Source organism: Thiohalocapsa halophila (assembly GCF_016583825.1).
GTDB lineage: Bacteria > Pseudomonadota > Gammaproteobacteria > Chromatiales > Chromatiaceae > Thiohalocapsa > Thiohalocapsa halophila.
Genome location: NZ_NRRV01000053.1, coordinates 12,674 through 30,791, shown reverse-complemented (window position 1 = coordinate 30,791; position 18,118 = coordinate 12,674). Strand labels below are relative to the sequence as shown.

Sequence of the window (18,118 nt, the reverse complement as noted above, 5' to 3'; positions counted from 1 at the left end):
GTCCCGCCACGGGCGGACGCGGCGCCCGGTCACCGCCGCGCCCGGCGCCACTCCCAAGGTCGCTGATGATCCCCCGGACGCGACCAGATGCCGCGGCCGGCTGCCTGCGCTTGGTCCTGCGCCGCGTAGTAGCGCTGATCGCGGCAGTACTTGGGATACACCGCGGCCTGACCCTGGGCAACCATCTCCAGGTTGATCTCGGTGTCGTCGGCAGGATCGACGACGATCCCCACGATGCGGCCGTAGCGGTCCGTATCCACCTGACGCAGGCCGATTCTCGGCGGGAGCAGCGCGCGGAGGGCATCCCGTGACTCGCGGCCCCAGGGGCGCTGGCCCATCTCCGGTGTGTCGATGCAGTGCAGGCGGATCTTGGTCCCCTCGCCTGCGCACTTCGCGCGGATGGTGTCGCCGTCGGTGACGCTGGAGACCGTGCAGCTCTGCGGCGGTCCGCTGGTGAGATCGCGCCACCAGGCGCCGAGTCGCCCGTCCTCGGCGATCACCCAGGGGCCGGCGATCGCTACACCGGCGATTATCCAAAACGGGATGATGCGTTGCCGGCGCGGCAACAGTCGGCTCCAAAACGCGCGCATCGCTCGCTCCTGCTCAAGCTGTCTCGGGCGGATCTTGCCGCGAGGCTTTTGCTCGGTCCGCAACAATCAGACTTCTTATCATCGCCCCATTGCCCTTTACGCAAAAATTGGCGCGATTACTGTCGGTCTGATACCTGTCGAGAGGAATTCTGCCAGCTCAGCGGGGCGGAGCGGCAGTGGGCTCGACCCAGTAGCGACGCAGCAGGGGGTGCACTTCGGGCGCCGACGGCTCGGGCGGCGCGGGCTCTGCGACCACGGCGCCCGGCGCGTGGCGGGTCTGGATGGTCAGCTCGACTTCGCGCAGCGTCCGGCCGCGAAGCCGCTCCAGCGCTGCGGGGCCGGCGTAGACGAACCGCAGCACCTCACCAGCGACCTCCAGCGTCGGCGGGTCCGGCTTGACGCCGGGGCCGACCAGGGCCGAGCCCAGCAGATAGACGCTGCCCTGCTCCGTCAGCGGCTGCACCCGTCCGGCCAAGACCCCAACCGGCAGGACCTGCGCCTCGACGGGCGTGGCGGTGGTGTCCTGGCGCCCCGCGCGCTCGATGGCCGCGTGGTCGGCGTACCAGTCGCAGGTGGAGCCGGTGCACAGCGACACCGGCCCGTCGTCGGTGTCCAGGATCAGACCGGTCTCGCGCCAGGGACCGCGCACGGGGTAGCGGCCGGACACATCGGCGAAGGTGGCGTTGTCCCGCCCCCGCAGCTCGACCTCGAAGGCCCACGATCCCTTGTCCCGGTCGTACTCCTGCCGGGCCGCCTCCAGCTGGCCGAGCGCCGCGCGGATCAGCCCGGCGCTGCCCTTCCCCGTCGCCGCCAGCGGCATCATCAGCACGCTGGCGAGCGCCATGACGATGACGAACCCGAGCTCGCCGCCGCCCATGATGTCCAGCCGAAAGCGCGGGTTGCCGGGCAGCACGCAGCGCACGCGCGACGGCCAGAACCAGCAGACGCCCGAGGGCGTCATCATGTCGGCGAACGAGTGCGAGACCCAGCCCGCCATCAGCGCCATGAAGAAGCCAGGCGGCAGCAGCCACCAGGCCGCGAGCCCGACGGCGGCCTGCGTCAGCAACGCGTGCGTGACGGTGCGGTGGCCGAAATTGCGCTCGATCCAGCCGGAGAACGGCGGCAGCACGCGCCCGGCGTAGGACTGCGGCGAGTCCAGGTCGGGGATCAGCGCACCGCCCAGCGCGACCAGCGCCTCGGCCGGCTGCGGCTGTTGCGCCGTGGCCAGGCAGGCGCCGAGGTAAGCGGCGTGGGCGGCGGCGAGGTGGGAGGGGACGAGCACGCCGGGTCCTCACCGCTTCGCCTGCATCATCCGCGCGAAGTAGAGGATGACCCAGAACAGCGACGTCCCCACGCCGGCCATCACCATGAGCTCCTGCATGCCCATGCCGCGGGAGATGTAGCGCAGGGCCATGAAGCCGGCAGCCGTGATGATCAGCAGCGGCGTCATGTCCAGATACTGCACCGCGGCTTCGTGGGTCATCTCGCGCACGGTCCGGCGCGAGACCTCGGGCTCGGCGGCGGCGGCCGCGAGCATCCCCTCCACCGCTGCGGGCACCCCGCCTGCATCGCGGCAGACCGCCGAGACGAAGGCCTCGCGCAGCTTCGGCTTGGCGAAGTGGATGGGGTGGCGCTCGAGCCATGCCTCCACCCAGCGCCGGACCTCGGCGCGCGGCAGCGCCTTGAGCTCGATCTGGCGCTCGAAGCGCCACAGCAGGCGCATGATGCGGTTGCGCTTGTTGTGCTCCTCGTGGGTGGCGGCGATCTGCACATACTCGGCGAGCTGGTGCAGCATGTCGGCCTGGGTCGGCGGCAGCTCCAGCGACTCCACGAACAGCACCACCCGCTTGCGCTCGACGTTGGCCAGGGTCGCCAGCGCCAGATTGAGCTGATCGGCGGCCGTCATGCGGTTGACCGCACGGCGGATGTGGCGGAACGGCACCGTGCCCGTTCGCCGGGCGGAGGCCCGGAACCGCGGCGGGATCAGCGACTCGGGCACCTGCAGGCCGATGGCCTCGTGCACCTGCTCGCAGAGATCGAAGCCCATGGTCTTCGCGGTGCTGACATTCGGCCACAGACACACCTTCCCGCCCTGGTCCGCAAGCCGCCCGCGCACCTGGCGCAGGAAGGCGCGCTTGCCGATGCCGGGCTTGCCGCGCACGACGATGCTGGAGCCGGCCAGCAGCGCCTCGGCGGCTTCGGCGATCTGCGCGTCGCGACCGACATAGAGGGGTACGGGACCCTCGGACTCGTCTTCGACCAGGGCCTCGGGGCCGGCCTCATCGACGCCTGTGGGCAGCGAGTGGGCCGCGCTCGGATCATCGCCGGGCGTCTCCATAGCGGCCGCCACCGGTTGCGGCGGCGTCAGCTCGGCATCGGCCACGACATCGGTCTCGGTCGCGCTCATCGGCTCGTCATCGCCTCCAGCAGCGCCCGCAGCCGCTGCCACTGCGGGCCACCCCAGCGCCGGGCCAGCGTCAGGCGCAGGGCCTCGAGGCGACCGCGGGCGGCCGTGAACTCGTTCTCCGCGCGCTGGGCGGCGTCGAACTCGGTCCACAGCACATCCGGCTCGTCGAGGCCCTCGTCGACACGCTCCTGGCGGTAGACGGTGCGGTCGCGGTTGAAGGCGCGGTACTCGTCGAGCGCGCCGACTTCGGCCGCCAGCTCGCAGAGGCTGCGGATGTCGGCGAGGAACGCCGTGCGCGTGGCGTCCACCTCGGCCACGTAGGCGGCGCGCGCCTCGGCCTTCTCCAGGTCGCTGCTGCGATCGAACAGCGGGATCTCCACCGACAGCAGCCCGCGCGGTCCCTTCGCACCGGACTCCAGCGTGGTGTTGGTGTCGTAGCCGAGCTTGAGCGTCGCCGACCAGTCGCGCTGGCGCTGCGCCTCGTCGAAGGCGCGGGCCTCGGCGCGCAGGACGGGGTTGGCCGTCTCCACCAGCCGCAGCGCCTCCTGGAGCCGCCCGGCGCCGGGGCAGTCCGCGGCGGCCTCGGCCGTGCCGCAGGCCAACAACGACCAGGCGAGCGCCGAGAGCGCGCGACGCACCGGTCACACCACCCGCCGGTACCGGGCCCGCCGGCTGTGCTTACAGAGCACCACTTGCCAGAGCTGACCGTGGCGGGCGCGAAAGAACCCGGCGCAGGCGAGCAGGTAGTAGCGCCAGCGGCGCAGCTGCGCCTCGCCGCAGCGGGCGGCGAATCCCTGCGGCTCCCAGGCACGGCGCAGATTCTCCCACCAGGCGGTCAACGTGCGGTCGTAGTCGGGGCCGAAGTTGTGCCAGTCCTCGAAGACAAACCGTCTCTCGATGGCGGCGGCGATCTGCGCCGCCGAGGGCAGCTTGCCGCCGGGGAAGACATGGCGGTCGATCCAGGCGTCGGTCTGCGCGGTGGTGTCGTACCGGCCGATGGTGTGCAGCAGCAGCAGGCCGTCGTCGGCGAGCAGCTGCGCGGCGGTGTCGAAGAACGCGCGATAGTTGCGCGGGCCGACATGCTCAAACATGCCGACTGAGACGATGCGGTCGAAACGCCCGCGCACGTCTCGGTAATCCTGGAGCCGGATGGTCACCGGCAGATCGGCAGTGCGGCGCGCGGCGAATGTCTGTTGCTCGCGCGAGAGCGTGACGCCGAGCACCTCGACACCGTAGCGGCGGGCCGCGTGAGCCGCGAGACTGCCCCAGCCGCAGCCGATGTCGAGCAGCCGCTGCCCGGGCGCCAGATCGAGCTTGCGACAGATCAGGTCGAGCTTCGCCGCCTGGGCGTCGTCGAGGTTGTCGGCCGCCCGCCAGTAGCCGCACGAGTAGACCATGCTCGGCCCGAGCATCGCCCGGAAGAGCGCGTTGCCGGCGTCGTAATGGAAGGACGCCGCTGCGCGGGCGCCGCGCCGGCCCTGGCGATTGCGCCAGAGTGCGGCGGTCGCCAGCGCGGCGCGGCGCAGGGCATCCATCGGCATCGCGATGCGGTCGAGATTCGCGGCCAGCAGCCGGCGGATCGTCTCATCGAGGCGCTCTGCCTCCCAGACGCCGGCGACGTAAGCCTCACCGAGACCGAGCGAGCCGCGCGCCAGCAGCTCGCGGAAGAACCGCGCGTCGCGGACCTGGATCGCCCAGGGGTGCTCGCCATCGATGGGAACCCCGGCGGCCGCAAACCGCGCGCGCACCAACGCCTCCGGCCAGGCCATCACTCGGAAGCCCGGAGGCGCTCCCACGGCTGACGGTCCAGGCTCCGGCCCTGAAGCCGCCGGGCGAGCTGATCGAGGCGGTGGTCCATGCCATCCGCGAGCCGCGCCATCGCGATGGCTTGCAGCTCGTCGATCGACTCGATGCGATCGAGCGCCTCCAGGCGTGCGGCGATCGCGGTCTGGAATCTCCAGTAAGAGTGCGCCGGCAGCAGGGTGCGGGCCGTGACGTGGTCCGTGCCCGTGGCCCCGCTCAGCAGGGCCTGCAGGATGGTTGAGCCGTGCCCGAAGATGGTCTTGGGGGCCGTGGGCTTGCCCTCTGGCGCCTCGCCGGTGCCGAAGCTCGCGACCACGACATTCTCCAAGCGCATACCACGTTGCGCGCCGGCGCTGCTCACCGCCTCCGAGATCGCCAGCACGACCGGGTTGTTGGCGGTCACGCCGCCGTCGATCATCGGGTGGCGGGCACCGGTGCTGTCGACGACCATCATGTGCGCGTCGAAGAACAGCGGCGCCGCGGCCGAGGCCCGGCAGACCTCCCAAACGGGCAGGTCGCGGTGATCCTCCCGGACCGAGCTGAACACGTGCACGCGCTGCGTCTGGATGTCGTAGGACAGGGCGAGCGTGGGACGGGCGAGGTCCCCCATGCGATGCGTGCCGAAGACGGAGCGCAGCAGCACGGAGAGGTTGTGCCCGTCGTACTTGGTACCGGCGCCGACGGCGAAGGCCGCGCGGCGGGCGTGGTCGCGCCAGCCCACCGGCCGCGCAAATGCCGTGTGGGCAGCGTCGAGCCACATCGCGCGGACCTCCGAGGCCGTCATGCCCTGGGCGAAGGCGCACCCCAGGATGGCGCCAACGCTGGTTCCGGCAATCAAGTCGAAGTGCGTGTAGACCGGGCCGCCCAGGTACTTCTCCAGGCGCTCCAGCCACAGCACCGGGATGATGCCGCGCACCCCGCCGCCGTCGAGCGTCAGGATGCGGTAGGGCTTGGGACGGATGCCGAGCGACTCGGCCAAGGTGCTGATCCTCATGTTGACATCTCTGAACAACTGTCATTATAGACAGCATAGCGTGTCGCGCACCGCATGTGTGCGTCAGTCAGCCAGCGCCAGCACCAGCAGCCGCGTCAGCTCGGCGTCGGCGCGGGCGCTGTGCAGGTCCTCGGGCACCGCGAGGCCCATGTGTTGCGCCGCCGCGGCGAGCTTGTGCCAGCGGTAGCTGGCGTGAATGTCGTCCCACTCGCCACGGTAGGCGGCGTAGAGCTTCATCGCGCAGCAGCTCGAGGCCAGCGGCGGCGCGCAGCCGTGGGCGCGGGCGCTCTGGCCCATCAGGCGCAGGTCGTAGCCGGCGTTGTAGATGACCGTGCAGCGCTGGCGCACGACCTCGGCGACGTGACGGGCGAGCTGCGGCCACTGCGGGCAGCGCAGCACATCGCTGTCGGCGATGCCGTGCACGCGCGTCGCCTGCGGCGGGATGGGCTTGAGCGGCCGCAGCCGCTCGTTCACCAGCACGCCACCGTCGTGATCGATGATGGCGAGCTCCACCACCTCGTCGTCGCTGCCGAGGCCGGTGGTCTCGGTGTCCAGGTAGACGGGCCGGCGCTCGAGCCAGCCGCGGGCGATGCGCTGCACGCGCTCGGTGACCGTCTCATCCACGGGCGGCGCCGCGGCGGGCCGGGGCCGGTGCGCCCGGCCGTTGATGCGCTGCCCGGACCGGCGGCGGTCGTCGCGCGCGGGCGCGTCCAAGCAATAGTCGGCGGGGCGCTCCATCACGAGAACAGCTCCCCCTGGCGCCCGGTCAGGCTCAGCTCCAGCTCGCCCTGCTGGACGCGGATCAGCTCGCGGATCTGCTCCAGCTCGTCGTCGTCGGTGATCTGGATCTCGATCGCCAGCGCGACGGCGCCCTCGTCCGTGGTGGTGAGCTTCTTCAGGCGGCACTTCAGCTCCGTCACCGCCGGGTAGAGTGTGCCCTGCCCTGCGGTGCTGTCGGTGCCTGTGGTGTAGGTGCGCTCTTGCATGGTTGGCTCCCGTGTCAGCGACGCTTGGCGCGTCGGTTGGTCTTCGCGTCGGCCCGCGCGCGGGCCAGGTCGTCGGCGCTGATTGCCACCGGCCCGCCCGGCTGCCACCACCGCCCGAGCGGGCCGCAGGTGGGGCGCGCATCCAGCCAGGCATGGAGCACCGGCACCGCGCGGCGGCCCGCCAGGCACCAGCGCCCGAGCACCGGATGCACCGCGCAGCGCGCGCAGGTGCCGCAGCGGCGATCCTCCGCGGCGCAGTGGGCGCACAGGTCCGCGGCGCCGCGGGGCGTGCGGCAGGCGTCGCACAGCGACGTAGTGCAGGTGCCTTGCCCGGCCTTAGCCGCCGGCGGGCCGTCGCACAGGAAACCGGCCGGCGCCCCGCAGGCGCTGCACCGCTGCGGCTGCGGCTCCCGCTGTCCGCGCATGCAGACGACGGCGCGGCCGCCATCGGCGAGCTGTACGGACGTGCAGGTCATCCCGCGCTCCTCCACTTGGGCGAGAAGGCACAAGCGAAGTCGCTGTTGTCCCGCCTGCGAGCAGCATCACGTTCGAGCTCGGCTCGCGCGTCGCGCCGAGCGCGCTTCGGATCGGGCTGGTGCAGCGGCATCGGGCGGCGACCGCCGCGGCAGCTCTGGCGCCCGCGGCCTGCGGCGTATCGATTGCTCATGCCAGCGCCCCCGGCTCCAGGGCGGGCCGGGCTCCCTGCCCGGCGACACCGCCGATCCGCTGGCCGTGTTCCGTCTGGCCTGACGGGCGCGACCCCGCCGCTCTGCTGGGGGTATCCGGCTGGGCAACGAACTCGGCTAGAGCACGCTCGACGTCCTCGACGCTGCGCGCGACCACCGCGAGCCCGCCGTTCGACTCGACCGTCGCCAGAAACGCGGCTTGCTCGCGGGTAGGCTTGGTGCTGGGGCGCTTGATCTCGCAGGCGATCAGGTGGCCTGTGGTGAGCTGACCGAGGATGTCCGAGCAGCCCTTGAACGCGAACTGTACGAAGCGCCGCGTCCTGCGCCCGCGGGCATCCTGCCCCTCGACCCGCATGGCCCCGGTGTTGAACCGCTGCGCCCAGGCCACGCGCCGGTCGATCGCGAGGAAGCGCAGCACGGCATCCTGGATCGCCTGCTCGGGCGGCTCGGGGCGTTGGAGGCGGAAGGACATGCGCTGGTCTCCGGGGGGGGCTAAACACTATGGGTGCTATTTCACCGCTGAAGATCGAGAAACACACTCCTGGTGTTTTCTTCAGGCAGACAAAGAGCCGCCGGCGTCCGGATCGACATCCTCCGCGCGTTCGCGCCGGCGGCGCTCCAGCTCGGCCTGCAATGCCGCTGCGTGCTCCTCGCGGGATACCTGGCGCTTCGCCCGCGCCCGCTCACGCTCGGCCTCCTGCGCCGCTTCGGTGGCGCTGCGGCGCGCCTGCTCAGCGGCCTTGTCGGCCTCGCCGCGCGCGAGTCCCTCGCGCACGGCGGCGAGGAAGCGCCGGCGGTTGCGCTCGTCGCGCATCGGGAAGGCGATCACATTGCCGGCGAGCAAGGCCGCGGCCTGCGCGGAGGCCGCCGCCTCGTCGAGGCCGCCCGCGCCGGCGTCCGCGTCCGCGCCGGCCACCGGGGCCGGCAGCAACCGTCCCACGGTCTGTGGCGGCAGCAGGCCCTGACGCTGGGCGGCGAGCAGCGCATCGGTGCGGCGCTGAGGGTCCTGGCCCAGGCTGACGCGCCACTCGGTCGTGCGCAGCCGCCGGCGCGCCTCGGCGACGCGCTGCTCGTAGGCGGCGACGAACGCCTGGCGTGCGCCGACCTTGTCGCCGGCATCGAGCACAGGCTTGGCGACGGCCCAGGCCTCCGCGATCTCCGCGGTCCAGACGACAGTCGCAGCCTCGTCCGCCGCCTGCAGGGCGACCGACCAAGCCTCGGCCGGGGTGGGCCTGCCGTCCTGCGTCACGAGCCGCTCGAAGATGTCCGCGGGCGTGGGCGGGAACTTGCAGTCGGCGACGTGTGCCAGCAGCGCCGGCTCGACGACCTCCCAAGCGAAGGGCTCCAGCACCGCCCACCACGCGCGCAGCGCCGCGTCGGACGGGCGTTCACGGATATAGGCGGCCATGACCTCCTCCAGGCGGCGGTCGAAGGCGGCGGCTGTGACGTCATCAGACTTCATCGCGGCGGAGCACCTCGTACTCGACAGCCAGATCTTCGGATCCCGAGGGCATCGTGGCGAGGAATGCCCCCGGTGCACGGTCCACACCTATAGTGATTCTAGACACACACTCCTGGTATGTCACCCGCTCGCGCAGCAGCCAAAGCTCCCAGGCCTGATCCGCGGCGCTCTGGTCCCGGAAGCTTGTGCCGCGGTGGTAGGCGTCGAACTTGGCGCGGACCGCCGCGACATCCGGCAGATCGGGTCGCACCGCCGCCGCGATCGCCCGCCAATCCCCCCCGGGGGCTTCAGAGAGAGCCGTCCCGGCGGCCGGCTCGGTCTCGCGCGCATGCGCACGCGGGGAGGCGATATCTCTCTCTGTGCCCCCTGGGGGCTTTCCTGGTTCTATTCCTGGTTCCGGGGGTCTGTGTGATCCCCCTGGGGGTTCAGGTTGCTCCCCCAGAGGGGTCTGTGTGACCCCCCTCGATGCGTTGAGGGGGGTCTGTGTGACCCCCCTCGCGGATGCCTGCGGCCGCGGCGACTTGGCCGCGGCTGCGGCTTGCTCGGGGCGGGGGGCAACGGTCGGGTCGCCGAGGTCCAGGCGCTTGTTCGGACTGTCCTGGCAGGCGAGGCGGTAGACGGTGGCGCGGCGACCGTTGCCGGGGCGGCGGTCGATCAGCGCGCGCGACTCCAGCTCCCGCAGCGCCCGCTTGAGGGAGGCGCGCGAGAGGCCGGTCTTGGACACCAGGTGCGCGAGGCTCGGCCAGCAGGTGGCATTGCGCCGCGAGCCGTTGCAGCAGTCAGCCAGCGCGAGCAGCGACAGCCGGGCGTGCGGGGACAGCCCGTCGACCGACCACGCCCACTCGGTCAGGCGGTAGCTCACACGGTATCCCGGGCTCAGGCGGCGTCGGCCTGGGACACCTCTGGTGGCACGGACGCGCCCGGCGGAGGCGCGAGCAGCTCGCGCACATCCACCTCCAGGGCCTGGGCGAGGGCGAGCAGAGTCGGCAGAGGCGGGGTCTTGCGTCCGCGCTCGATCTGACCGATGTAGGTCTGCCAGCAGCCAGCGCGGTCGCCGAGCTGCTTCTGGGTCCAGCCGCGCGCCGCGCGGCGATCGCGGATGCGCGCGCGCATCGCCGCCAGCACGGCCTCGATGGCCGCCTGATCGGTGCAGACGCGGGTCAGATCGGGTGCTTGAGGATTGGCGGCTGGCTCCATGGTGCAATGCCGGAAGGCGGCTTCAGTGTGGAAATTACGGCGACAAGATACTCATGGTGCGAAGCATAAACCACTTATGGTGTTTTTGTGGCATTGACACTCTCAGTGCGGCATCCTTGTGGGTCTGGGGTCAATTCAGAGACGGCTGATGATGTCTGGGCTCAACCTGCAGCGGATGCGCTTGGCACGCGAGCGCACCGGGCTCACGCAGAGTCAGGTGAGCAAACAACTCAAAGTCTCGGCGAGTCTCTCCGGACAGTGGGAGCGCGGCGACAAAGAGCCCGGCCTCGCCAAGCTCAAGGAGCTGGCGAAGCTCTACGGGGTCACCGTCAGCTATCTGCTCGGACTCGACGAGGACCGGCACGGCGCAAGCCAGGCCGACGGTGGAGACCGGCTGCCGGCGTCACGGGCCGACGTGCGCGATGCGCCCGCGAGCGGGCTCGGGCTGCGCGCGCTGGCCGAAGACGCCGACCTGGTGGCCGCGCTGCGGATCGAGCCGACCGAGTGGGCGGCGCTGTCCTCGCTCGAGACGCAGAGCGGGCTGAGCAAGCTCGGCTATGTGTCGCTGCTCGCCCTGCTGCGCGAGTGCACCATCGAGCATCGGCGTGATCTGCAACGGCTGCGCGGGAGACGGCCTCGCGGGGCCGGCACCGACGAGGTGCACGAAGACACCGCGGCTGGCGACAGCGACGTCTGAGGCCACGGGCGGGTCCCCGATCACGGGCGCGGCCCATGGCGACGAGGGCGCACGCAGCCGGCACCGGGACGGCGCTGCGCGCGATGCGAGCGCAACCGACACTGCTCGCGCTCCCGGTGGGCTCATCCGCCAGGGCTACACCGGCCTGCTGGTGCTCATGCGCGCCACCGCCCTGCAGCGCAGCACCGACCCGTGCGAGCCGGCGCCTTCGCCGAGACGCAGCCCGGCGCCCGCACCGGCCAGGTCGCCGAGCCGGCCGATACCCTCCACGAGCCGCCGCAGCCGCAGTATCCGCCGCGGGGGCGGCGGTGAGCGGCGCACCGCCATCGACGCCCGCAGCCTCACCACCTTTGCCGGGTTGCTCGTTCTGTTCTTCTTCCTCCCGACCCACCGCTTCTTTGACCCCGGCCGCTGGTTCCATCTCCTGCCGCCGGACCCCTACCTCTATCTCTACGACCTCCCCGGCATCGAGCACTACATCCCGGTGGAGCGGACAGCGCGGGCGCAGCGTCAGACCGACGCCGGCGGGGCCTGACGCCGGGCCGCGGACGCTGCCCGCGTCGCACCGGCGCACCGGAGCCGAGCCTCTAGTACTCGCGCAGGAACCAGGTGATGAACACGGCGACAGCCGCCGCCGCGGCGGCCAGCTCGCCGTCCTCGAGGCCGATAACCATCGCCACGATGAAAGCCAGGAGGAGCGCGAGCGCCACCACGGGCACCGCGGGCGCGATGCGCCCGATGCGCTGCTCGCGCGGCGTCCGTTCGGCGGGCCGCAGCGGGTCCCCGGCGCGCTGCTCCGGCAGCGTCCCTTCCAGCGCGAATGCCGCAAGGTCCCGCCACATCGACTCGCTGACACCGGCGCCGTGGTCACCGGCGACGAAACGGAAGTTGTGCACCTTAGGGCTGGGCGAGCCGTCCGCGGTCGGCGTTGCGCTGCCCTCGGAGGCCGTGAACCCCTCGAAGCCCCCGCCGCCGACGTCGACGCCGAGGCGCCCCAGACCCAGCCGCTCGAACGCGCCGGGCATGTAGGCCACCACGCGGTCACGGCTGGCAACCAGGTTCAGGACCTCGCCCACCCTGGCGCCGAAGCGCGCCCAGTCGAAACTGGTGCGCACCACACTGCCTGCGAAGACCACCCGCCGCAGCGCAACGAAGGGCGACAGCTCCAGCGCATGGGCCGCGAGGTAGGTGCCGTTACTGTGGCCGATGAAGCTCACCGGCGCGTCGGGATAGCGGATGCGGATCTCGGCGAACTTCTCGAGGAACCAGTAGGTCGCGTCCCGCCGCCCCCAGGGGACGATAAAGTCCCGCAGTGAGAAATAGCCGTAGGTCGGCGTCGGCGCGCGTACCGCCCCCCGACGGGAGCGTGCCAGCGCCTTCACCTCGCGTGCCACGCGCTTGGTCCAGAAGCCGTTGTCGCGGATGCCGTGGATGATGAAGACGACGCCCGCCACCTGCGGCTCCTCCGCCGACGCCGCGCCCGGGACGACCACCGGACGATCCATGTCGTCCAGGTAATCGTCGACGTCGTCCGGGTGCATGGCGATGGTCTGCAACTGCGCCCGGGACTCGGTCAGCGCCCGACCGATCAGCTCTGTGCGCTTGGCCTGGGCACGGCGCCGATGCGCGGCCCGGCCTGCGTCAGGCGTGTCCGCGGCTTCGGGCAATCCAACGTCCAGGATGTCCGTGTGGCTGCTCCAGGGTACCTCGATGTAGCTGTAGTCCTTGCGCAGGCCGAGGTCGAGCGCATCCGCGGGCGAGACATACTCGTCTTCCGAGCCCAGCAGCAACACCGTTTGTGGCAGATCGCGGCCCGCCGCCGCGAAATGCCGCTCCACCTGATGGAACAGCAGCCGGCTCTCCACCACGAAGGGCGCGCCGCGCCTGAAGCGCTCGATGAAGGCCCAGCCCTTGCGCTGAAACTGCGCGCTGGTGTTCAGAAAGAACAGGACCCACCGGGACACGAGGCGCAACAGCACCGGCGTCGCCGACGAGAGGGTCCAGCCACGCGTAACCCCCGCGAGCAGCACGATGCGCTCAATCCGGTCCGCCCAGGGCCGCGCCGTCGCCGGGTCCAGCCTGGGGAGCGCATGGGCCGCTGACCCGCCGACCGGCCCAGCCTCCGGCATTTGCGCGCCCTGCGCCCGGCTGAAGAAGCTGCGGGCCAGCACCGTACCGGCGCTGAAGGCCACAATGATGAGCCTGCTGAAGGGGCGCTCCTCGAAGCGCCGATCCACGGCCCCGAGCAACTGGTCCACGAGGTCGGCAGGGTCCGCGTTGGACAAGGTGCCCATCGGAAGATCCGGCGTCAGGATATCGGCCCCGGGCAGGGTCCGTTGGAGCAGGTCGAGAAAGGGCTGCGGCAGGGTGCCGCCCGCCACGGACCAGAACGGCAGTTTGACGGCGCCGCCCCACCCCCGAACCACCAACACCAGTGTTCCCGTCTCAGACACACTCTCCGTCATCTTGGCCCTCCCGAGGGGTCGATCCCGCACAGACAGTCGTTACCCGGCGCTGGTGCAGCGTAGACCGTCGAGCCAACGGTCGCGCTGCGCGGTTGCGCACCTGACTGCGGTAACCGGCGTTCCGACAGGTCGCCGCGCATCATGGCCGCCGCGTGTCACAACCTCCATGCCCCTGATGGGCGCCGCCAGCCACGCCCGTGGATGCACCACGGTCGCGGTCGCGGACGCTCCCCGGCAACCGAAGGTACCCCCTGCATCCGCTCGCCGCACGCACTTTCAACTTAGCTTGCCGCACAAATACTGTCCTGCGGTATCTGCCCGCATTGCTGTCAGGAACCGCCTACGCTGCCAAGACGGACAACCGCCGACGGCCGACGCGTGGCTGTCCTGCCTCACCAGTGCCAAAACCGCGCGCCCCGCGCGCACCCGACAAGCTGCAACACGGGAACGTACGAGCGCTGTGCCGGCGCCACCACACCAGCCCCGGTACCCTCCGTTCGGTCACAAGACCGCGCCCCGACCGACAGCAATCCGCCATGGACGCCGTCCAGTTGGTGCACGCATAGTCTCGCTGACATCGCTCACGGCACCGCAGCTGCCCCTTCCCCCCGCCGCCGACGCCGAAACAGTGCCGACTGACTCAGACATGCCAGCACGAAGGACGGCGTCCCCTGACCGCCCTGCATCGCGGGCATGGCCGCCGCCCGGCCGCAGGAGTCCCGCCGGACTGGCGCGCGTTGGCGCCGTCGCGCTGGCCATGGCCGGCTTCACCATGCCGGCCTTCACCGGCCCATCCACCAGCCAAGACGGCGCCACCGTCACGCGCGAGGCCCTCGAGCTCCGGCTGTCACCGCTCACCCACGACCAGGCCTTGGCCCGCATCGCCGCCGCGACGGAGGCCACCGGCGGCGCCCTGCGCCTCGGCTTCGGCCGCGAGATCCCCGCCGACCAGCTGCCGGCGCCCGACGCCCTGCCCTGGCGCCGCACCGACGACGGCCGCCATGCCCTCACACTCATCCTGCGCGCCCCCGACGCGCGGGGCCTGCGCGTCGCACTGCGCCCGCAGCACCTGCCCGACACCGCCGAGCTGCGCTTCTCGGGCCCCGGCTCGGCGGCCCGGCACACCCTCGACGGCGCGCTCGTCAACGCGAGCCTCGCTGCCGACGCCGCCGCCGGCCCCGACGCCCCGCTGTTCTGGTCGCCGCTGATTGCCGGCGATGCGCTGCTGCTGGAGATCACCCTGCCCGCCGGCGCCGATCCGCACCCGGCGCGCCTGGGGCTGCCCGCGGTCTCCCACCTCGCCCGGCTGCCGGGCGAGCCCCCGGCGGACGCCGCCGCCACTGCCGAGGCCACCGACCCCGCCTGCCACCCGGACTGGGATCGACAGAGCCGCGCGGCCACCCTGCTGCTCTATACCCACCCGCACGGGGCCACCGGCGCCTGCACCGGAACCCTGGTCGCCGACGACGACTCGGCCACGGACATCCCCTACGTCCTCACGGCGCAGCACTGCTTCCCGGATCAGGGGCGCGCCTCCAGCATCGAGGGCTTCTGGTTCCTGCGCGCTGAGACCTGCGGCGGCCCGGTCGGTGCCGGCGACAGCGTCCCCGGCGGCGCCGACGTGCTCTACCTCGCCCAGTCCACCGACACCGCCCTGCTGCGCCTGCGACAGCCGCCGCCGGCTGATGCCGCGTTCGTGCACGCGCAGCCGATCCTGCCGGCGATCGGCCTCAAGACATCCACCCTCCACCACCCCTTCGCCGGCCCGCAGGAGCTGGGCCGCGCGACGGTGAGCGAGTACAAGACCTGCATCGAGGTGGACTGGTGCGGCGAGGACGCGGACCCCGCCGCGATCGGGTACGTGCGGGTCGAGCGCCGTTCTGGTGCGACGGAGCCGGGGAGCAGCGGGGCTGGGCTATTCAACGCCGAGCGCCGGCTGCTCGGTACCAACCTGGGCGGGTCCGCGGCCGGAGAGTTTGAGTATTACGGGCGGTTTGACGCGCCTTATCGGGATGGGGTTCGGCGGTGGCTTGGGGATGGGGTGGAGGGCTCGGGAAGGGTGGAGCGTTGACTGGGTATTGGCGCGATCCGCTTAGGCCGTGGCAGGCGCAAAGAAGCCGTTGAGGACCGGCAAACGGCAGGTAGCTATGCTCATTGCCCCAGCAATCGAAAGCGGACATGGCCGCCCTGCCTGCCGGATGCCCACTTACGTCGACCCGAAGCCGACGCCCTGTTAAGCCGTCCTTGACGGCAAGGAGCGGAGCGGCAGCGAAGCGCCGCAACAATCAAGGGTCTGATTGAACAGGACGTTAGCTGTCAAAGCCGGCTTCCTCGATGAGCTCCTCCCAAGGCCAGCTCACGGTGCTAAATCGTCGATAGAGCAATACTTGCCTATCGACGATTGAGACCTCTCCGTCGGCCTCGTTGTAGGCAACCACAAGACCGCGACCTGCCTCGTCCACTTGCAACCCTTCCAGTTTCTCCAGGATTGTCCGTAGGTTGCCTTTTTGTATTCGCGGTTCTCGCTCGTTAGCGATACGAAAGATGTAGTCAAGCGGTATGCCTCGTATGCTCAATTCATCTGAAGCGTCCATAATTACAGCCATCGCATGTGCGTATATGCCAGTCGAATCTTTACGTGTGCGCACCCCCCTGGCCACACGTTTAGCAAACTGTTGGTATAGGGCGTTAAGCTGATCAGCATAGTGTAAAGCGGCAGTTTGAATTGCTTCCTTATCGGCTATCTCCACACTAGTGCGGGGTGCGGTAACGATCTCTAGCGCATCGAGCGCTCGGATTGTTAAAGTTTGAAGTATTCCAGCGTTTCCGTAACTCAGGTTCGCGAGTTCATCGGCGAACTCGGCATTGAATCGAAGATTGAGAGCAGCGCCACCCGTGTCGAGAACTCCTTTTAAGTCGTCGGTCGACCAATAGACCGACACCTCTTCAATTCGACCTGTCAAATCTGGATTCAGATAAATGAGCAGATTACTCTGGCTCCATACGCCGATTATGACTACGTACAATCCATAGTCCCATAACGCCTTGAGATCGAAAGCGAGTTTCCGCCGTTCTTCTACGGAGAGGTAATGGAAATCCTCGACCACAAGGTGGCGTCTACTCTCTCTAATCAGTTCCGCCACATACCGAAGGTCATTGATGTCGCGACCCACGACGCCTTTGCCTTGGATACTTTCACGGCTTGCTCCGGCGCTAGCAGAAGCGCTACCGGTTAATCCGAAGACTTTGCTGAGCAAGCCCTCTCCGACGGCACCGGTCGCCTCAACACGCCCTTCGATTTTCCCTGTCGTTGTGTCGCTGACGACAAAGCTGACGCCAAGCTGGGACAATGCATCTACATAGATATCGATCGCGCCTCTTCCAAGTCGGCACTGGACTACGATTGCGTTCGGTAGATTTTTCTGCCGGAGCCAAGACTTACCGCATTTCGATTCGCCTTTCAGAGCGATATGCGTATTCCTGACAAGCAATTTTCCAATCGCTGTATCGAGATCGCCACGATCAACATACGACTCGAGGCGGACCTCGCTGTTGATTCCGAAGACGTCAGATACATTCATAACGCTAAATACCTAAGAATTACGCATGCCCATTCGGACCGCTAACATCTACTACGCGAAGCTTCAAATAGCGGCCACTATGTGTGGTTGCCAACTATATGAAGTTCCCATGCCGACTCCAGAGTTGGCCTACGTTGGCGCCAGACGGTTCTTCACATAGTCTCAAGTCGTCGCGGAACGCTGGGGCACCGCGGTCCACGGGATCGAGAGCGCGAGGACATAGTGTCGGCGCACATTAGGGCCAGCGGCCGTCCGTGCGGGCACTGGAATCCTTGCCTTCGCTTAAGTCGGGGTGCTGGTCAGCAGGCTTCATCGCTGTTTCCTGCCTTGGCACCCACCTTCGAGAAACCTGAAGAACTATGTGAAGCTTCAACGCGACTCGGCCCACACAAAGCGCTTTAAAACAGCGACTTGTGGTGACAGCCGCCCGCAGCTTCACATAGTTGCGAACTACACATGGTGGCCGAGAACCGTCTGTCTCCGGCCCGCGATAGACGGCTGCCACGGAGCCCTTTGCCGCCGCTGGACGCGGTGCCGCGAAGTGTCAGGAGGGCGGAAGCCGGCCATAGGCGCCACCGCCAAGTTTTAGAGGGACTCGTTCTTAGCTTCTATGCCGAAATTCGCGAACAAGTCGTCCAGAGAAGAAAGAGCCTCTCTCTTGTCTTCGAACTCGAACAGTTCTTGGCCGATTTGTGTGCCATTCTTCTCCGCCCAAGCCAAAGTCATACGCTCGAACCAGTCTGCGTAACACAGCCATACCCGCAAAACACGTAGGTCGGGGATGATTGTTCGGTAGGTGTTTAGCCGCTCAGCAATATTATCGCTCCATCCAATCTTAATCCGGGTGGAGCCGTCGTAGCCGGGCACCTCTACCGCATATACGCCTGACACTCCGCTGGATACCGTTTCTGTTTCGGGGAAAGGCACAAGACGCTCTTCATCCTTGACTCGCTGCAAAAATACCTCGGCGTCTTGCGCGGTCAGGTAATAGGGCTTGTTCTGGCCTTCCTGGAGCTTAAACGGCTCAAAACCACGTCGGCGTACGAACTTGAGAAAGCCAGTGGGATTTTTTCCCAGTGCTGATGCTATCTCCGTTAGTCGCCTGGGGCGATCATCGGACGTAGTGCCTGCCACCTCTTCGTTCATATATGGATGTATTCGCGCAGGCTAGAGAAGCCTAGGCTTATTCGAGGATATCCGCTTGTGGCCGACAACTCCCGAGCACCCGAGCAGTGTGAACGTCTGCCTTC

General features: G+C 69.0%; 19 protein-coding genes. 3 read left to right on the top strand and 16 right to left on the bottom strand.

Features of this window, described 5'->3' with window-relative positions:
• Window positions 1-29: 29 nt before the first annotated feature.
• The 13 genes from CKO31_RS18540 to CKO31_RS18480 all read right to left on the bottom strand — a co-directional run bounded on the left by CKO31_RS18540 (window position 30) and on the right by CKO31_RS18480 (window position 10,125).
• Window positions 30-590, bottom strand: coding sequence for a thermonuclease family protein (locus CKO31_RS18540; RefSeq protein WP_200240389.1), 561 nt, complete (start codon window positions 588-590; stop codon window positions 30-32).
• Between the two features lie 157 nt (window positions 591-747).
• Entirely contained in the window at window positions 748-1,872 is a 1,125-nt protein-coding gene (locus CKO31_RS18535) for a metal-dependent hydrolase (protein ID WP_200240388.1), read from the bottom strand.
• 9 nt (window positions 1,873-1,881) lie between these two features.
• A complete protein-coding gene (locus tag CKO31_RS18530; protein ID WP_200240387.1) occupies window positions 1,882-2,997 on the bottom strand; it encodes an ATP-binding protein in 1,116 nt (371 codons plus the stop codon).
• Window positions 2,994-3,635, bottom strand: a complete 642-nt coding sequence (locus CKO31_RS18525) for a hypothetical protein (RefSeq protein WP_200240386.1) — start codon at window positions 3,633-3,635, stop codon at window positions 2,994-2,996. The genes CKO31_RS18530 and CKO31_RS18525 overlap by 4 nt, the downstream gene beginning before the upstream one ends.
• 3 nt (window positions 3,636-3,638) lie before the next feature.
• Entirely contained in the window at window positions 3,639-4,793 is a 1,155-nt protein-coding gene (gene cfa, locus CKO31_RS18520) for a cyclopropane fatty acyl phospholipid synthase (protein ID WP_322789179.1), read from the bottom strand.
• The gene (locus CKO31_RS18515; protein ID WP_200240385.1) at window positions 4,766-5,779 is read right to left on the bottom strand and encodes a patatin-like phospholipase family protein; all 1,014 of its coding nucleotides are present in this window, start codon (window positions 5,777-5,779) and stop codon (window positions 4,766-4,768) included. Before CKO31_RS18515 ends, cfa begins: the two co-directional genes overlap by 28 nt.
• Window positions 5,780-5,857: 78 nt before the next feature.
• On the bottom strand, window positions 5,858-6,532 hold the full coding sequence (locus CKO31_RS18510; protein ID WP_242475499.1) for a 3'-5' exonuclease: 675 nt from the start codon (window positions 6,530-6,532) through the stop codon (window positions 5,858-5,860).
• Window positions 6,532-6,780, bottom strand: coding sequence for a hypothetical protein (locus CKO31_RS18505; RefSeq protein ID WP_200240383.1), 249 nt, complete (start codon window positions 6,778-6,780; stop codon window positions 6,532-6,534). The genes CKO31_RS18510 and CKO31_RS18505 overlap by 1 nt, the downstream gene beginning before the upstream one ends.
• A gap of 14 nt (window positions 6,781-6,794) precedes the next feature.
• Window positions 6,795-7,256, bottom strand: coding sequence for a hypothetical protein (locus CKO31_RS18500; protein ID WP_200240382.1), 462 nt, complete (start codon window positions 7,254-7,256; stop codon window positions 6,795-6,797).
• Window positions 7,257-7,443: 187 nt separating this feature from the next.
• A complete protein-coding gene (locus CKO31_RS18495; RefSeq protein WP_200240381.1) occupies window positions 7,444-7,938 on the bottom strand; it encodes a hypothetical protein in 495 nt (164 codons plus the stop codon).
• Between the two features lie 81 nt (window positions 7,939-8,019).
• Entirely contained in the window at window positions 8,020-8,928 is a 909-nt protein-coding gene (locus CKO31_RS18490; RefSeq protein WP_200240380.1) for a replicative helicase loader/inhibitor, read from the bottom strand.
• The gene (locus CKO31_RS18485; RefSeq protein ID WP_200240379.1) at window positions 8,918-9,790 is read right to left on the bottom strand and encodes a helix-turn-helix domain-containing protein; all 873 of its coding nucleotides are present in this window, start codon (window positions 9,788-9,790) and stop codon (window positions 8,918-8,920) included. Before CKO31_RS18485 ends, CKO31_RS18490 begins: the two co-directional genes overlap by 11 nt.
• A gap of 14 nt (window positions 9,791-9,804) precedes the next feature.
• Window positions 9,805-10,125: a helix-turn-helix domain-containing protein gene (locus CKO31_RS18480; RefSeq protein ID WP_200240378.1), complete on the bottom strand. Its 321-nt coding sequence runs from the start codon at window positions 10,123-10,125 to the stop codon at window positions 9,805-9,807.
• 148 nt (window positions 10,126-10,273) lie between these two features.
• Here CKO31_RS18480 and CKO31_RS18475 point away from each other — a divergent pair, with 148 nt between their 5' ends.
• Both CKO31_RS18475 and CKO31_RS18470 read left to right on the top strand, forming a co-directional pair.
• Window positions 10,274-10,822 carry a helix-turn-helix domain-containing protein gene (locus CKO31_RS18475; RefSeq protein WP_200240377.1) on the top strand — a complete coding sequence of 183 codons (549 nt, stop codon included), beginning with the start codon at window positions 10,274-10,276 and terminating at the stop codon, window positions 10,820-10,822.
• Between the two features lie 157 nt (window positions 10,823-10,979).
• Window positions 10,980-11,357: a hypothetical protein gene (locus CKO31_RS18470; protein WP_200240376.1), complete on the top strand. Its 378-nt coding sequence runs from the start codon at window positions 10,980-10,982 to the stop codon at window positions 11,355-11,357.
• A gap of 52 nt (window positions 11,358-11,409) precedes the next feature.
• Here the strand turns inward: CKO31_RS18470 and CKO31_RS18465 are convergent, their stop codons facing one another.
• Window positions 11,410-13,287 carry a lipase family protein gene (locus tag CKO31_RS18465; protein WP_200240375.1) on the bottom strand — a complete coding sequence of 626 codons (1,878 nt, stop codon included), beginning with the start codon at window positions 13,285-13,287 and terminating at the stop codon, window positions 11,410-11,412.
• A 757-nt stretch (window positions 13,288-14,044) separates the two neighbouring features.
• On the opposite strand from CKO31_RS18465, the gene CKO31_RS18460 reads away from it, so the two are divergent.
• A complete protein-coding gene (locus tag CKO31_RS18460; protein WP_200240374.1) occupies window positions 14,045-15,358 on the top strand; it encodes a trypsin-like serine peptidase in 1,314 nt (437 codons plus the stop codon).
• 238 nt (window positions 15,359-15,596) lie between these two features.
• On the opposite strand, the gene CKO31_RS18455 is transcribed toward CKO31_RS18460, so the two are convergent.
• Window positions 15,597-16,868 (bottom strand): hypothetical protein, encoded by a 1,272-nt coding sequence (locus CKO31_RS18455; protein WP_200240373.1) that lies wholly within the window; start codon window positions 16,866-16,868, stop codon window positions 15,597-15,599.
• Between the two features lie 585 nt (window positions 16,869-17,453).
• Complete coding sequence (locus CKO31_RS18450; protein ID WP_200240371.1) at window positions 17,454-18,014, bottom strand: GIY-YIG nuclease family protein; 561 nt, start codon at window positions 18,012-18,014, stop codon at window positions 17,454-17,456.
• Window positions 18,015-18,118: the final 104 nt, after the last annotated feature.

Excerpts from the sequence above, each read along its gene's own strand:
- CKO31_RS18540 (WP_200240389.1), bottom strand. The coding sequence starts at position 590 with ATGCGCGCGTTTTGGAGCCGACTGTTGCCGCGCCGGCAACGCATCATC.
- CKO31_RS18530 (WP_200240387.1), bottom strand. The coding sequence starts at position 2,997 with ATGAGCGCGACCGAGACCGATGTCGTGGCCGATGCCGAGCTGACGCCG.
- CKO31_RS18510 (WP_242475499.1), bottom strand. The coding sequence starts at position 6,532 with ATGGAGCGCCCCGCCGACTATTGCTTGGACGCGCCCGCGCGCGACGAC.
- CKO31_RS18505 (WP_200240383.1), bottom strand. The coding sequence starts at position 6,780 with ATGCAAGAGCGCACCTACACCACAGGCACCGACAGCACCGCAGGGCAG.
- CKO31_RS18500 (WP_200240382.1), bottom strand. The coding sequence starts at position 7,256 with ATGACCTGCACGTCCGTACAGCTCGCCGATGGCGGCCGCGCCGTCGTC.
- CKO31_RS18495 (WP_200240381.1), bottom strand. The coding sequence starts at position 7,938 with ATGTCCTTCCGCCTCCAACGCCCCGAGCCGCCCGAGCAGGCGATCCAG.
- CKO31_RS18490 (WP_200240380.1), bottom strand. The coding sequence starts at position 8,928 with ATGAAGTCTGATGACGTCACAGCCGCCGCCTTCGACCGCCGCCTGGAG.
- CKO31_RS18480 (WP_200240378.1), bottom strand. The coding sequence starts at position 10,125 with ATGGAGCCAGCCGCCAATCCTCAAGCACCCGATCTGACCCGCGTCTGC.
- CKO31_RS18475 (WP_200240377.1), top strand. The coding sequence starts at position 10,274 with ATGATGTCTGGGCTCAACCTGCAGCGGATGCGCTTGGCACGCGAGCGC.
- CKO31_RS18470 (WP_200240376.1), top strand. The coding sequence starts at position 10,980 with ATGCGCGCCACCGCCCTGCAGCGCAGCACCGACCCGTGCGAGCCGGCG.
- CKO31_RS18465 (WP_200240375.1), bottom strand. The coding sequence starts at position 13,287 with ATGACGGAGAGTGTGTCTGAGACGGGAACACTGGTGTTGGTGGTTCGG.
- CKO31_RS18460 (WP_200240374.1), top strand. The coding sequence starts at position 14,045 with ATGGCCGGCTTCACCATGCCGGCCTTCACCGGCCCATCCACCAGCCAA.
- CKO31_RS18455 (WP_200240373.1), bottom strand. The coding sequence starts at position 16,868 with ATGAATGTATCTGACGTCTTCGGAATCAACAGCGAGGTCCGCCTCGAG.
- CKO31_RS18450 (WP_200240371.1), bottom strand. The coding sequence starts at position 18,014 with ATGAACGAAGAGGTGGCAGGCACTACGTCCGATGATCGCCCCAGGCGA.